General features: G+C 42.3%; 13 protein-coding genes. 7 read left to right on the forward strand and 6 right to left on the reverse strand.

Going from position 1 to position 13,510, the window contains the following annotated elements:
* Positions 1-725: 725 nt before the first annotated feature.
* From ABLT31_RS29330 to ABLT31_RS29340, 3 genes are all read right to left on the reverse strand, one after another.
* Positions 726-1,247 (reverse strand): BCCT family transporter, encoded by a 522-nt coding sequence (locus ABLT31_RS29330; RefSeq protein ID WP_367758384.1) that lies wholly within the window; start codon positions 1,245-1,247, stop codon positions 726-728.
* 24 nt (positions 1,248-1,271) lie between these two features.
* Positions 1,272-2,873, reverse strand: a complete 1,602-nt coding sequence (locus ABLT31_RS29335; protein WP_367758353.1) for a BCCT family transporter — start codon at positions 2,871-2,873, stop codon at positions 1,272-1,274.
* 61 nt (positions 2,874-2,934) lie between these two features.
* Entirely contained in the window at positions 2,935-4,026 is a 1,092-nt protein-coding gene (locus ABLT31_RS29340; RefSeq protein WP_367758355.1) for an aromatic ring-hydroxylating oxygenase subunit alpha, read from the reverse strand.
* A 187-nt stretch (positions 4,027-4,213) separates the two neighbouring features.
* Between ABLT31_RS29340 and ABLT31_RS29345 the strand changes: the two genes are divergently transcribed.
* The 5 genes from ABLT31_RS29345 to ABLT31_RS29365 all read left to right on the forward strand — a co-directional run bounded on the left by ABLT31_RS29345 (position 4,214) and on the right by ABLT31_RS29365 (position 9,780).
* The gene (locus ABLT31_RS29345; protein ID WP_367758357.1) at positions 4,214-4,468 is read left to right on the forward strand and encodes a PAS domain S-box protein; all 255 of its coding nucleotides are present in this window, start codon (positions 4,214-4,216) and stop codon (positions 4,466-4,468) included.
* A complete protein-coding gene (locus ABLT31_RS29350; RefSeq protein WP_367758359.1) occupies positions 4,420-5,595 on the forward strand; it encodes a sigma-54 interaction domain-containing protein in 1,176 nt (391 codons plus the stop codon). The genes ABLT31_RS29345 and ABLT31_RS29350 overlap by 49 nt, the downstream gene beginning before the upstream one ends.
* Positions 5,596-5,791: 196 nt before the next feature.
* Positions 5,792-6,661 (forward strand): stalk domain-containing protein, encoded by an 870-nt coding sequence (locus ABLT31_RS29355; protein ID WP_367758361.1) that lies wholly within the window; start codon positions 5,792-5,794, stop codon positions 6,659-6,661.
* Positions 6,662-6,815: 154 nt separating this feature from the next.
* Complete coding sequence (locus tag ABLT31_RS29360; RefSeq protein ID WP_367758363.1) at positions 6,816-8,885, forward strand: cation:proton antiporter; 2,070 nt, start codon at positions 6,816-6,818, stop codon at positions 8,883-8,885.
* A gap of 355 nt (positions 8,886-9,240) precedes the next feature.
* Positions 9,241-9,780, forward strand: coding sequence for a C40 family peptidase (locus tag ABLT31_RS29365; RefSeq protein ID WP_367758365.1), 540 nt, complete (start codon positions 9,241-9,243; stop codon positions 9,778-9,780).
* 126 nt (positions 9,781-9,906) lie between these two features.
* Here ABLT31_RS29365 and ABLT31_RS29370 read toward each other — a convergent pair whose 3' ends face one another.
* From ABLT31_RS29370 to ABLT31_RS29380, 3 genes are all read right to left on the reverse strand, one after another.
* Complete coding sequence (locus ABLT31_RS29370) at positions 9,907-11,295, reverse strand: ATP-binding protein (RefSeq protein ID WP_367758367.1); 1,389 nt, start codon at positions 11,293-11,295, stop codon at positions 9,907-9,909.
* Positions 11,280-11,594, reverse strand: coding sequence for an Arm DNA-binding domain-containing protein (locus tag ABLT31_RS29375; RefSeq protein WP_367758369.1), 315 nt, complete (start codon positions 11,592-11,594; stop codon positions 11,280-11,282). Before ABLT31_RS29375 ends, ABLT31_RS29370 begins: the two co-directional genes overlap by 16 nt.
* A 983-nt stretch (positions 11,595-12,577) precedes the next feature.
* Positions 12,578-12,739 (reverse strand): hypothetical protein, encoded by a 162-nt coding sequence (locus ABLT31_RS29380; RefSeq protein WP_367758371.1) that lies wholly within the window; start codon positions 12,737-12,739, stop codon positions 12,578-12,580.
* Positions 12,740-13,116: 377 nt separating this feature from the next.
* Between ABLT31_RS29380 and ABLT31_RS29385 the strand changes: the two genes are divergently transcribed.
* Both ABLT31_RS29385 and ABLT31_RS29390 read left to right on the forward strand, forming a co-directional pair.
* The gene (locus ABLT31_RS29385; protein WP_367758373.1) at positions 13,117-13,221 is read left to right on the forward strand and encodes a sporulation protein YjcZ; all 105 of its coding nucleotides are present in this window, start codon (positions 13,117-13,119) and stop codon (positions 13,219-13,221) included.
* Positions 13,222-13,278: 57 nt separating this feature from the next.
* Positions 13,279-13,510 (forward strand): hypothetical protein (locus tag ABLT31_RS29390; protein ID WP_367758375.1); only part of this gene is annotated, 232 nt, incomplete at its 3' end.

The raw sequence follows: 13,510 nt of genomic DNA on the forward strand, positions 1-13,510 counted from the left end.
AGAAGGAAAGGATGGAATGAACGAGACCATAAGGGATAAATTCAAGGAATAGGGAGAACTCGAGCGTACAAAATCCTCAATAAAAGATGAGTTGTTTCCGACTCGATATGAATTGAAAATAACTCAAACATCCATTTCTAAGAATATAAAAAGAGGCTGACCCAAAAGTTAGAACCTAGAGGGTCACCCTCGCTAGTAGAATTCGTAATCATACCCACTATAGGGTATTTTCGAAGACATTTATTGAATGGAGTATACAAGTAGTGGACTGAGATCCAGCCCAAAATAGAGATAATGGGAGAAACGCCAACTATTTTGAAAAATAGTGAGGAAAAAAGAGAAATAGTTGGAGAAAGTATCACTAAAAACTAAATTGAACAATTGTAAACGATTACAAAAGGGGATAATGGGAGTTTTTCCACTTAAACCAGTCCTTCTAAGCCAAAATTTAAATTTAGTTGGCAAAAATCCCATTAATCCAGGTTCTTAACTCCAAAAGTCAAAGGGGGTGTCCCATAAAGCCCTGGGACCTGTTATTCAATCCTACTTTTATCCAAAGTAACGAGGAGAAAAGAAAAGGCTATCTCCTAAAGGTCGGTTTCACCGACCTTTAGGGACAGCCTCTCGATTTCTTTTATATTAGGTAGTATGATAGCCTGTTTCCCTAACCGCTTGTCCAGGTCCTTCTGCAGCAATCGGATGAGTATCCAAATAGTCAATGGTTATCACTCTAGTTTTTGGTTCATGACCGACCGCACGATAATAAACAAGAGTGGAAAAGCTCCTAGGGTAGAAGAAGCTTGTATCGGTTTCATCCCTCCCAATACCATAATCGTAATGGCAATGGCGATGAGAAAAAACACCCAAAACAAACGGTACCAGCGTTGCGGTTCTTCCCCGGGGTTCAGTGACTTTGTCGTCATGGAAGCGATCACGTAGGCGACAGAGTCAGCAGTGGTGGCCAAAAAGATCAGCATTAGCAGAGCAAGCAGCAACAAAGTTACCGGTTGTCCAGGCAAGGTACTTAAGATGGTCGCAATCGCGTTTTCCGGCGTCGTTGCGGACAGCAGTTCGGTCATTGAAGTAGCACCATGGAGCTCAATATGAATCGAGTTCACGCCAAAAACCGCAAAGTAAACCCAACATCCCAAAGTCCCCCATACTAAATTGGCCATAATGACTTCATGAATGGTTCGACCTTTTGAAATTTGCTTGAGGCCATCCTCCTTGCTGAATGGGATGCTGATTCCCTCATCGTGTTCTCCCTTCCTTTAACCAACCCTCGTCTTAGCATGATCGGTCTTCTCAGTCTCGTGGTTTGCTCCCTTGCCCAACGGCTGAATCTCTAATTTTGCATGATCTTCCTTTATCCATCTCAAGAAAGAAACGGTCGAAACGGCGAGAACGAAAATCAGCGGGAACGAAGTGATAACGGATAATTTCTGAAGCGCTTTAAGCCCTCCGCCATACATCAGTACAATAGCAATTCCCCCCAATACGAGAGCCCAGAATAATCGATGCCACCTGGCTGGTTCTTGTCCATCCTCTAAATCCTTAGACGCAGCGTCGGCCAACGTGTACGCCGAAGAGTCCAACGTCGTGGCCAAAAAGATCAGCGTTATTATGGTAAAGGCGCCAAGAAGAACGAAGCCCCCGGGAAGGGCTTGAAGGGTAGCAACAATAGCTGCTGGTTCACCGCTTTTTTCCATGATGCCGGCTATATCTACCCCTGTAGCTGGGTTTTTCTCAAACGCTAACTGAAGAGACATGGAGGTATTCCCTAAAACTGCAAAAGCCAGCCAACAACCGAAGGTTCCACCAATAAGTTCTGCGGCGATCAATTCGCGTATGGTTCTTCCTTTGGAGATTCGGGCTACGAAAATCCCCATAAAGGGGGCATAGGCCACCCACCAGGCCCAATAGAAAATGGTCCAGGATTCGGAAAATCCGGATCCCCCTACAGAATCCGTATAAAAGCTCATGCGGGCAAAGTTTTGCAGCAATAAACCGAAGGAATCCGTAAAACGGGAAAGAATAAAGGCCGTAGGACCAACTACAAAAATGAACAGGGCAACACCTAGAAATAGCCAAGCATTGATGTCGCTTAAAATCTTTAACCCCTTTTTTAATCCGGTATAGACACTAAGTCCGAAGAGAATCGTCCAAGCTACAATGATCACGGCGTCTAACGTCATGCTCTTTTCAATGCCGAACATGGATGAGATCGCTTGGGAGATCAGGGGGGTCGCCAGACCGAGCGAAGTCCCCACCCCGCCAATAATTCCAAACATAAAAAATACATCTATGCATTTCCCTATCAGGCCTTTGGAATGCTTTTCTCCGATGACTCCCGCGCAGGCTGTACTGAGACGAACATTTTTGTATTTTCGAACGTACATCGCATAAGCGATGGGCAGCGCAGGCAGACAATAGATCGCCCAGGCGGTAAATCCCCAGTGAAACATGCCGTAAGTAGCTGCCCAGTCTGCTGCTTCCACACTCTTCGGTTCAATCTGATAAGGAGGATAAAGATAATACCACGCCCATTCAATGGTTCCCCAATACATCAAGCCGCTTCCTATTCCCGCTGTAAACAGCATGGCAATCCAGCTTGCTGTGGAGAATTCAGGTTTGGCATCCGCATCACCGAGCTTCACATTCCCGTATTTGCCCATGGCAAGCCAAATGAGTAAACCGAAGGCGGCTGCACATCCCCATAGATAGATGGTTCCCATCCTGCCGGTAACAAAGGTTAAAGCGCTATCAAATAATTTCGTGCCCTGTTCCGGATCGGCCAATAGAAGAACCGACAAGACCGTTATTATGGTAACTGCGGACGAAAAAATGACTTTATCTATCCTAGGTTTCATCATTGTGGATCTGTTCCTCCTTGTATGTTTCATTTCTCATTGTACATGATCTATAAACGTTGTACTATGACTTCCAACTGCCAATTCCAAGCACGTCCTGAATCATCTCATGGAATTGTAAAACGCCGTTTTCCGTTGGCGACAAAATGCCTTGCTTAAATGCTTTCGAGCGAAATCCGATCTGAGCCAATTCAACCAATTCGATATCCTCATCCCGGACTTGCTCCATAAATTCCAATAAATCCTGCTCTTCCTGCGTCAGGTTTTCATCGCGGAAAAAGACATGATAGGTGCCAAGCGTCGTTTCATGATCTATGGGAATCATCTGAATGATGGATAGATTACCGGAACCCGGATAGATCGTCACCATGAGATTTGGCCAGAGCCAATAGAATCTCCCACCTTGAAATTCTGCCTTATCCAATTCGAGGCTCCCCACTTTTTTATCCGGTTTGACCACGGTCCCTTGAACCGAATAATTTTCACAGGCAACCACTTGATATTGATTCATATCCAATGTCGCTACGAAGCTTGGGTGAGCAATCGGACAATGATCGCATTCCAAATAATTGTCAACAAAAGCTTTCCAGTTCCCTTTAATCACACGCTGTTTGGCCCATACTCTCTTCAATTCCCCAAGAAAGGGAGCAACCTTCAGCGATTCAAAGAAATCACCAAAGCTTTCAGCTAATGGTAGGGCATTTTCATCCAAATTGACAAAAATCATAGAAGACTGGATCTCGAGACGAACGGAACGAAGACAAGCCTCTCCTTCACAAAACGATTCGACTTCCCTCATGTTCGGGGCCTTATGCAACGACCCGTCCAGGTTGAAGGTCCAGCCGTGATAGCCGCATTGCAGGATTTTCTTATTTCCTTCCCTGTTCTTCTCCAATTTTGTCGCCCGATGGGGACATACGTTATAGAAGGCGCGGATTTGTTCATCCTTTCCCCTCAGGATGACCAGCGGTTCTCTTGCCACTTCACACGTAAAAAAATCCCCCGTTTTTTGGACCTGGCTCACATGACCCACATACTGCCAGGTTTTGGAGAAAATCTTTTCCTGCTCCTCTTCCAATACGTTTGGATCCGTGTACAAGCGATACGGCATCGTTTGGAATAAAGTACTTTTCTTTTGCTTCACTTCTGCATTCATCTTTTAAACCCCCTTTATATCCTGTAAGGAAATTGCATCCTTCGAATATACCTAATTGCAAGAATAATGCCATTAAAAAAAGCCCTATTTCTAACGTAAATAACTGTTTTAATCCTTCTTTTTCGTTGGAAAATGAGTCAAAATGAACTCATTCGAATTCATTTTGACTCAGGTAAGGAGCATAGACATGCAGAAGGGAATCCCAGAACATCCTACAGCCGAAATTACAACGGAGATTTTGATGAATATCCTCGACCATTCATCCGATGAGATCTTTGTTTTGGAGAGAGATGGGCGAATTGTTTATGTAAACCGAACATGCGAAAGGCACTATGGGTTGAAGCCTGCTGAGGTCATCGGAAAGCTAAACAGTGAGTTTATTGAAAAAGGCCTTTGGGGACCATCGGTCATTCCCTATGTTTTGAAGGAAAAAAGCCGGTAACGATTAAGCAAACCACTTATATCGGCGGCGAGCTCCTCACAACGGCTGTGCCGATTTTCAACACAGAAGGCGAAATCGAACTCATCGTAACAACTGCCCACGAACAGAATTACAAGGCCTTGTACAATCCGGAAGATGAAAATCAAAGTGAGTCGAAAAATACTCACTTGCACGAGGATAATATCATTACCAACAATGAGGAAATGAAAGCCCTGATTAAGTTCTGCCAAAAAGTTGCCAAGTCGGATACCACCATCCTCATTCAAGGGGAATCAGGTACCGGGAAAAGTGTTCTTGCCAGCTATATTGATAAAATGAGTCAACGAAAAAATGGTCCCTTCCTTGCTCTCAATTGTGCAGCCATTCCGGAAGAATTGCTTGAATCGGAATTATTCGGGTACGCACAGGGAGCCTTTACAGGAGCCAACAAAGGCGGAAAAATAGGCTTGCTTGAGGCAGCTAACCACGGCACGATCTTCTTGGATGAAATCGGGGAAATTTCTCTAAAAATCCAAGCCAAGCTGCTACAGGTCATTCAGGAGAGGAAATTCTTGCCTGTCGGGGGAAGAGAGTTAAAAGCGGTAGATATTCGAATTATTGCAGCTACCAATCAAGATTTAAGTCAAATGGTGGTAAACAAGCAATTCAGGGAAGACCTTTACTATCGATTGAATGTGATTGACTTAAAACTTCCTCCACTCAGAGATCGAAAAGAAGATATCATCCCTCTCATTTATTATTTGCTCAACAAATTAAATCTCAAATATCAAACAAGCCACATTATTGCCCAAAATGCACTTGACGTTCTTCAGGAATACGATTGGCCCGGAAACGTCCGGCAGCTGGAAAATGTTATGGAACGATTAGTCATTACGAGCGATGGGATGATTCAGTTAAAAGACCTACCAGACATCATCATCAAAAATACGAAGCCTGTCATTAAAAGAACCTACCCGTCTTCCTTGGATGCAGCCTTGGAATTACTGGAAAGGGACATGGTCGCGGCATCGTATAAAAAACACAAAAGCTCCCGAAAGGTAGCTGCTGACCTGGACATCAGTCAATCCAAGGCTTCTAAATTAATCCGGAAGTATTGTGCGTCGTTGGAAGATATCCCTTCATCCTAAACAATAGGAAAAGCCGGGTTTACCTACATGAGTAGAGAATACCCGGCTTTTTTGGATTTAGAAAGCCAAAACCGGTATAGAAGTCCTGTTAGCTATACAAAAGTCCTGATTATTCCCTCCTCCCCCCATAAACCAAAGATTCCCACACGAAACTAATAAATGAAACTTTAGACGATTTGAGAGGGGTACAACCAACATGATCAATTGGAAAAAAGCAACTTTCACTGTGCTAGCTACAAGCCTATTATTCTCCCAGGCGGCGCTTGCCGATGGCTATGGTAAAAAGGACTCCGCGACGACCCAGGTTGAAGTGTCCGTTTCGTCCGACGCGAATGTGGACAAGTTTCTCAAAAAGCTTAACAAAATCATTGCCAAATACGAGCAGTTCCAGCTCCAGCAGGTACCTGAAGCAGCACATCAAGGCAAGATGGGATCAATCCAAAACCGCCTTAATGCTTTAGAAGCCCAATTGGCGGAACTGGCTCCTTTGCAGGAAGAGCTGAAAAAGCTGGACGGAAAAGAAAAGAAAGAAGCGGCTACTGCTTTAATAGAGCTTTATATCCAGCTCAAGGCGTACAATGAGGCTTTCGTCGTCCAAAAAGATTACATCAAGAAACTGAAAAAAGTATCCGATGAGGAGCTTTTGCAGGAATATAAGCTGATAGGTGAGCTTCTACATAAGCAAGGCAGAACAGGGGTTAAAACCATCATCAATGGAGAAGAACCAAAGATGGATGTGCAGCCGATCATTGAGCATGGCAGAACGTTGCTGGCTTTTCGCCCTTTAGCTGAAGCGCTAGGTGCGGAAGTGGACTTCAATAAGGAAACCCAGCTGGTTACGGTAATCAAAGGAGATACTACGATCACGTTGAAGATTGGCAGCTCCGTTGCCTATATCAATGGAAAACCGCATGCTCTCGATGTACCTGCTAAGCTTGTTCAAGGAAGAACATTAGTGCCGCTTCGTTTTATTGCCGAGAGCTTAGGCTTGCGAGTTCTATGGGAAAATGAAACCCAATTGGCAATCTTGCTAGATAAGAAAGATTTGTTAGCTGAAACGTACTAAAAAGCCAGAGACCCATCACAGAGACGTGATGGGTTTCTTTATTGTTTTCGACAAAAACCGAGGCGTGAAAATATCAGCTTTAGTGATAAATACAAGGACTTTCCAATAGAATGAGGTAATGTAAACAATTGATACATGGAAAGGGGTTTATGCGATGTTTGAACTGCCGCTAGAGCATCCTGTCATGGTCTTTGCTTTAGCCATGTCGATCTTCCTTTTTACCCCTATGCTCATGAGGGTTCTTAGGATACCTGGGATTATTGGACCCATTCTTGCCGGGATCCTTATAGGTCCGCACGGATTTGGGATTCTTCAGCAGGGGCAAACGATTGAATTGCTTGGAACCGTTGGGCTTCTCTTTATCATTTTTATTGCCGGCGTAGAGATGGATATCGATGGATTCAAAAGATATCGCAGTCAGAGTATCTGGTTTGGCTTAATGTCTTTAGTCTTCCCTCTCTTGATAGGCACAGGGATAGGATTGTGGCAGGATTATAGTATGAATGCATCCATTTTGCTCGGCTCTATTCTCGGATCCCACACCCTGCTTGGTTATCCCATTGCGAGTCGATTAGGCATATCAAAAAATAAAGCAGTCACAACGGCAGTCGGCGGAACGATCCTTACCGATACATTAGCGCTGATCATCCTAGCCATCTGTACTGTAGTTGCAACGGGAAATTTAACCTGGGGCTTCTTCATCACACTTGTGGGTTCCCTTTGTTTGTTCCCCCTTCTGATAATATTCGGTGTACCTTACGCAGCAAGATGGTTCTTTCGGAATATGAGCTATGATGGAGCCACGCTTTTTACCTTTGTCCTCGTCAGTCTATTTTTTTCCGCCTTTCTTGCTATAGCTGCAGGAGTAGAGGCAATTATTGGCGCCTTTTTAGCCGGGTTGGCTCTGAACCGCCTCATTTTTGAGCAAGGCCCGCTGATGAATCGGATCCGCTTTACTGCCAATGCATTATTTATTCCCTTTTTCCTGCTTTCTGTCGGGATGTTAATGGATTTGCGCGCCTTTTTCGGAAATCCCAAAGCTTGGATTTTGACTGCCCTAATCCTGTCAGGTGTAATCGCTGGAAAATTTTTTGCTTCTTGGGTTACGTACAAAATCTATACATATAACCGCGATGAATTGCACATTACCTTTGGGCTTACCATTCCGCAAGCGGCAGCCACATTGGCCGCCACCTTAGTCGGCTTCGACGTTGGCCTGCTGGATCAGGCCACAGTGAACGCTGTGATCATTATGATTCTAGTTACCTGTATCCTTGGTCCGTACTTGGTTGAGAAATTTGGAAGAAAAATATCCGTCCAGGAAGAGCAGAAGCCCTATATTCAAAATGAAGCGCCTGAACGAATCATGATCCCCATGACCTCGCCCGAAAACATGGAGACTTTACTGGATCTTGCCTTCATTATCCGCTCGAATACAAATCAAGATCAGCCGCTCTACCCTCTTACGGTAATCAATTGCGAGAAAAAGGCAATTGAAGGAGGAATCGAAAGTGCCGAAAAGCTGTTGGGTCATGCTGTACAGTATGCCTCCGGAGCCGATGTCCCCATTAAGCTATTGACTAGAGTGGACCATAATATTGCGAGCGGCATCGTTAGAGCCATATTGGAAGAAAGAATCACTACAGTGATCGCCAGATGGGATGCTGAGCTCACGGCGCCACACCGGATGTTTGGAAGTGTTCTGGATCAATTTATTGACCAAACGAACCAAACCGTTCTCGTCGCTAAAATAGATCATCCCCTTAATACGACCAAACAAGTTCTAGCCATTTTCCCGAAAGGAATCATACATTCCTACGGCTTTAGAGATGCGCTGAACCGGATTCAAAAATTGACCGTCGATTTAGGCGCTTCGCTCCATTGCCTGACGATGGATGAAAAGATTGCTTCATTTGAAGCTTTGGTGTTGGAGGGAAAATACCTGCCCACCACCCAAATAGATTATGTGCCAGGCTGGAAATCCTTTTATGCAGGAAACTATCTCACTAGAAACCCCGACGTTCTCGTTGTAGTTATCAGCGCCCGTGCGGGAACGATAGCATGGCACCCTGAATTGAAGGTGCTGCCTAGAAAAATGGCTCTAAATAAAATGGATAATTTCATTATCTATTACCCAACTGAAGAAAAAGAAACGGACGACAGAGGAACATCCGGCACCGAGTTGCCTAAGGAAGTTCTCCTTCGAAGAGATTTCTATCCATAAGTAGAAGATACTGCTTCAACCTAAACAAAAGGAAAAGCCGGGTTTTCCTACATGAGTAGTGAATACCCGGCTTTGTAATTTATTAAGCCATCTTTCCTGATACCACCCCGCCGTCGATATATAAAGGAGATCCATCATAAACTTAGATTCCTCTGACGCAAGAATAAGGCGGCTTGTGCGACATCTTCCGGTCTGCCTATATTTGAAGAAGCTGCCATCACCCCATAATTATGGACAACCATCCATTAATTTCATGTATGATAGCGCTTTCTTTCATGTTATGCTTTAGCCATGGTTTCCCAAACACCCAAACAAGGGGCTCGCAACTAGAACAACAAAAGAGAGGATGGTATGCATGAAAACATCAAAATTGCTACATATGGCCTTAACGGGAACTATTACCCTTACCTGTTTATTTGGATTCGGCTCCAGTTCATCTGCATCTGATAATGTAAACGCTTCCGTATCTAATCAGGATAAGTTTGAACAATCAGCTCACGGATCAAAATTAATTCAAACCGGACAGAAGTACCTAGGTGTGAAGTACAAGCTAGGGGCTGAATATGAAAAAAACAAAAAATTTGATTGCTCTTCATTCACCCAATATATTTTCAAGAAAAATGGGATCAAGATTGCGCGAGGTGCCCGGGCACAGTATGAAAATGGCACTCCTGTAGAACGAGAGGATCTAAAAGTTGGTGATCTTGTTTTTTTTGCAACAACCAAAACCAAAAAATATGATAAAAGATCGATCAAAAGAATTGGACATGTAGGCATCTACGCTGGAAATGATAAAGTGCTCCATACCTACGGTAAAGGCGGGGTCAAGTACGATGATTTCTCCGATGGCTGGTGGGACAAGGCTTATGTTGGCGCAGTGCGGGTTAAGAGGTAGTAGGTCATTTTAAGGGGAAAGCAGTTTGAAGTTCGAATCATTCTCTCTAAAAAGCAAAAGAGGTGACCCAAAAGTGCCAGGCACTTTTGGGTCACCTCTTTTTTACTTTTAATTATTGAAAAGTACCTATCTGGCGAATGGTAAAATGACTTCCACCGCAGTTCCTTTCCCAACTTCACTTTCAATCCGCATGTGTCCTTTATGGTTTTGGATAATACGATGTGAAACCATTACGCCTAGTCCGGTTCCTTTTTCTTTGGTGGTAAAGAATGGGTTACCGATTTTAGCTAATTCATCTTTTGGGATTCCACACCCTTGATCTATGATCCGAATGCATACCTTATCGTCTACTCTATTGGCCTGGATTCGGACTTCTCCGCCTTTGGTCATGGATTCAATGGCATTCTTTAAAACATTAATGAATACCTGTTTAAGATTGCCCTGACTATGAATCAAAACAGCTGACAAATTGGTATCGAACTCTTTTATTAATTGAACATTACAAAGGTTTGCCTGCCCTTCTAATAATGTTACGACGTGGTTTAATTTATTTATGATGCTCTTTAACCCATATCTCTCAGTTGTAGGCTTAGCTAACACTAACAACTCACTTACAATTTCATTTATACGATCAATCTCCGATAACATCACTTCGTAACGTAGTTTCTTAATATTATCGGCGTCTTCGCTCTGATCAAGCTGAACAAAACCTCGAATACTGGTTAAAGGATTTCTTATCTCATGAGCGATCCCAGCAGCTAATTCTCCAATCAAAGAGAGTTTTTCTGATTCCTTTACTTTTTCTTCCCTTAATTTTTGTTCAGTGATATCAACAATTTGAAATATGTATATGTCATTCATATCAATTCCCTGTTGATCTCGTTCTACTGTGACATTCAAAAGCCCCCATTTAATGTCCCCAGATTTATGAATATACCTTTTCTCTATTTGATAATAATCTATTTCACCCTGCACCAATTTGTGCCATAACTTCAGGTCAGCTTCTAAATCCTCAGGATGGGTGATAGCTTGAACACGGAGATTTTTTAACTCGGCCTCGCTAAATCCTAACATGTTGCATAATGATGAATTAGCCTTAAAAGCACCATTAAAAGATAACATTGCCATACCAATGGGTGATTTTTCAAATACACGAACAAGAAGGTGTTGATCCTTCAAACGTGATAACTTTATTTCATGGAATTGCCTTGCTACGATAGATGCACTAAACGTAACCGCTAGGTAAATAAGTAAACGAGTTAAAACAGCAAGAGGAGAAATATCAAAATCTTCACGAAACACAGTTCGAATGAACACCACAAAAGTACAGGAAAGAAATAAAAACAAGTTAGATTTATTCCAAAAACCAAGCCCCAAGAATAATACTGTAAGAACAAAGAGTGAGTTATAATCGTCAAACCACTCGGTTATAGGTGGAACGATAACTAAAAGTACAAAGAAAAGGCTGCGAAAAAGGTAATGGTTGTCCAGTGAGATATTTATGTTAAATCGCATAGTTGTCTCCTTCTAAGAATGCATACCATTTTCGTTAACGGAACTAAAACATAATTTTTAATTATACATTTACGACACGTAGTGACAATAAAACAGAAATAAAGAAAATAAAAAGAATAAAAAACAGCATATTCGATCTCGACGAGTGCTTCGTGTGCCTCACGTTTGGTCTTGAAGGATTTTCTCAATATTTGTCGTCGTTTACCTTTTTTCGCTCCGCTCTCATACCGTCCAGCGGAAATCACGAAATAATAAGTTCCGTTGTCTGCTTGCTTGATTCTTTTATCATACTTAGCCATAGATAACACCCTCAATTTAATATTCTATGGAAGTATGAAATGAAGATGTGACCTCTCTCATTATACCCTCGCCCTCTATAGCCATTCAAATAAAACATCTTTATGAACGAGAATTCTAAGTCTATCTCGAACGATAGGTAATTGCTTTGAGTGGAAGAGGGCATATGCTTAGTCAAGACCTATTCCCATGATCTTCATGACGTCTTTTACACCGAGCATGACTCTGTCTATTGTCACTGCCTTTTCCTCTTTTGTCCTGTTTTTTTGGGGAAACTTCACTAGAATCATTTAACTTCTTATCCACTCACCTCCTATTAGTCAGGTTTACTAGCGTATATCCTTACATATATCTCTCTAGTATGTCATCCGTAGCTCCCAGTATATAATGTCCTCCCAGGTACACTACTTCTCCCTACCTTCATAAGAGCTTTTCGGACATAGTTTGCTGGGGGATAATTGGTAAATAAAAAAACGCCCTATTTGGACGTTGATGCATAATATGAATAACTTTGGAAACTATATGATTACGGTTTGTTCTACAGGTATTATTGGGCTCCAACGAATCCCCCTTCGTGGTAGGGGGGATTTTTGTTGTTGAAATAAAAAAGACCATATCGAGGATGAGCTCGAAATGGCCATAATTTCTTACTGTTTATTTAGAAAATACACAGAACCTCGATTGACCTTTATGGAATGGAGCAATGTATTGAGATCTTTCGTATGACTTCTTCATATCCGTTTCTTTTTTAGACTCGAACTGGTACATTGGGTTCATTGCTGTTCCCCACGGCTTGTATTCCATATCATCACCCTATCCTAAAAAAATTAAGCAATGATATATCCTATGCTCACCTAGATGGATTTGAACCGTGGTCAATGTTAGTTTCGGTTTTAAAATAAAAAGATCATCCCGTTTGCTTCAACGAAATGATTTTAATTTGTTCCAAATCTTTTTCAAATGGCCTCCAAGGTTGTTTGATTTGTTAGCGTCTTTTCCTTTTCCTACTGTGATTATTGTTATCTTCAAGAATATCAAGGATCTCCCTAAGAAGTTCCCTATTATCCCTAAGAAGTTCCCTATTTCTTCTGATAGCTCTTAGTAAATCCCTATGAGATGTACGACCTTTTATTCCGGCTTTTTTCATTTAATGCACCCCCTCTCTTTTAACCTAATATTGGTATATGTAAGTTAAAGAAAAGTGAGTGGATAAACGTATAGGCGATCTAATTATTTTCTCTTTTGAATGCGACGTACCTGATAGTCTTGGAGTTGTTCCAGAGGATTAGACCCTCTTGCTATTTTATTTCCCCTCAGCTACACTATTTCGACCTCACCTCCATAAGAGCTTTTCAAACATAGTTTGCTGGGAGGATGTTATTAGTGAAATTAAAAAGACCATTTCGCGCAGATCCGCAAGATGGTCTTAAAACTAATTTATAATCTAATTTTCAAATAGCCCGTACCTTATCCACCTTCTATTCATACCATAGGAGTATGTTGAAGCGAAAGGAGGCAGATTATATGAGTCTCTACGGAGCAGGTGCAGGAGTTGGAGTTGGTGGCGGCATTGCGTTTATCCTTGTCCTCTATATCCTTCTCGTCATTATTTCGCGAACGTTGGTGTAGTATAATAAATCCTACATCTAAAGGAGACAGAGATGTCTCCTTTTTTATTTATAGACAGTGGAACACTATTATAAATCCACCTTTGCCTCTGGTTCAGATTCCATTTATCAACATACTATAACTTACCGCCTCCAACAGCAGACTCATTGTTCTCCTCTTTTCGGAAAGGAACGGCACGAAATTGGCCGTTTCTTTTTCATTTTTTGGATTGAGCCAACAGATTTAAAAAAGTTGGTTTTGGTTAGAAAAATAAAAAGCCCCATCGCTGGAGCTCTGTTGATAATAGGTT

The organism is Ammoniphilus soli, from assembly GCF_040813775.1.

Excerpts from the sequence above, each read along its gene's own strand:
- ABLT31_RS29335 (WP_367758353.1), bottom strand. The coding sequence starts at position 2,873 with ATGATGAAACCTAGGATAGATAAAGTCATTTTTTCGTCCGCAGTTACC.
- ABLT31_RS29380 (WP_367758371.1), bottom strand. The coding sequence starts at position 12,739 with ATGAAAAAAGCCGGAATAAAAGGTCGTACATCTCATAGGGATTTACTA.
- ABLT31_RS29355 (WP_367758361.1), top strand. The coding sequence starts at position 5,792 with ATGATCAATTGGAAAAAAGCAACTTTCACTGTGCTAGCTACAAGCCTA.
- ABLT31_RS29360 (WP_367758363.1), top strand. The coding sequence starts at position 6,816 with ATGTTTGAACTGCCGCTAGAGCATCCTGTCATGGTCTTTGCTTTAGCC.
- ABLT31_RS29340 (WP_367758355.1), bottom strand. The coding sequence starts at position 4,026 with ATGAATGCAGAAGTGAAGCAAAAGAAAAGTACTTTATTCCAAACGATG.
- ABLT31_RS29345 (WP_367758357.1), top strand. The coding sequence starts at position 4,214 with ATGCAGAAGGGAATCCCAGAACATCCTACAGCCGAAATTACAACGGAG.
- ABLT31_RS29365 (WP_367758365.1), top strand. The coding sequence starts at position 9,241 with ATGAAAACATCAAAATTGCTACATATGGCCTTAACGGGAACTATTACC.
- ABLT31_RS29385 (WP_367758373.1), top strand. The coding sequence starts at position 13,117 with ATGAGTCTCTACGGAGCAGGTGCAGGAGTTGGAGTTGGTGGCGGCATT.
- ABLT31_RS29375 (WP_367758369.1), bottom strand. The coding sequence starts at position 11,594 with ATGGCTAAGTATGATAAAAGAATCAAGCAAGCAGACAACGGAACTTAT.
- ABLT31_RS29370 (WP_367758367.1), bottom strand. The coding sequence starts at position 11,295 with ATGCGATTTAACATAAATATCTCACTGGACAACCATTACCTTTTTCGC.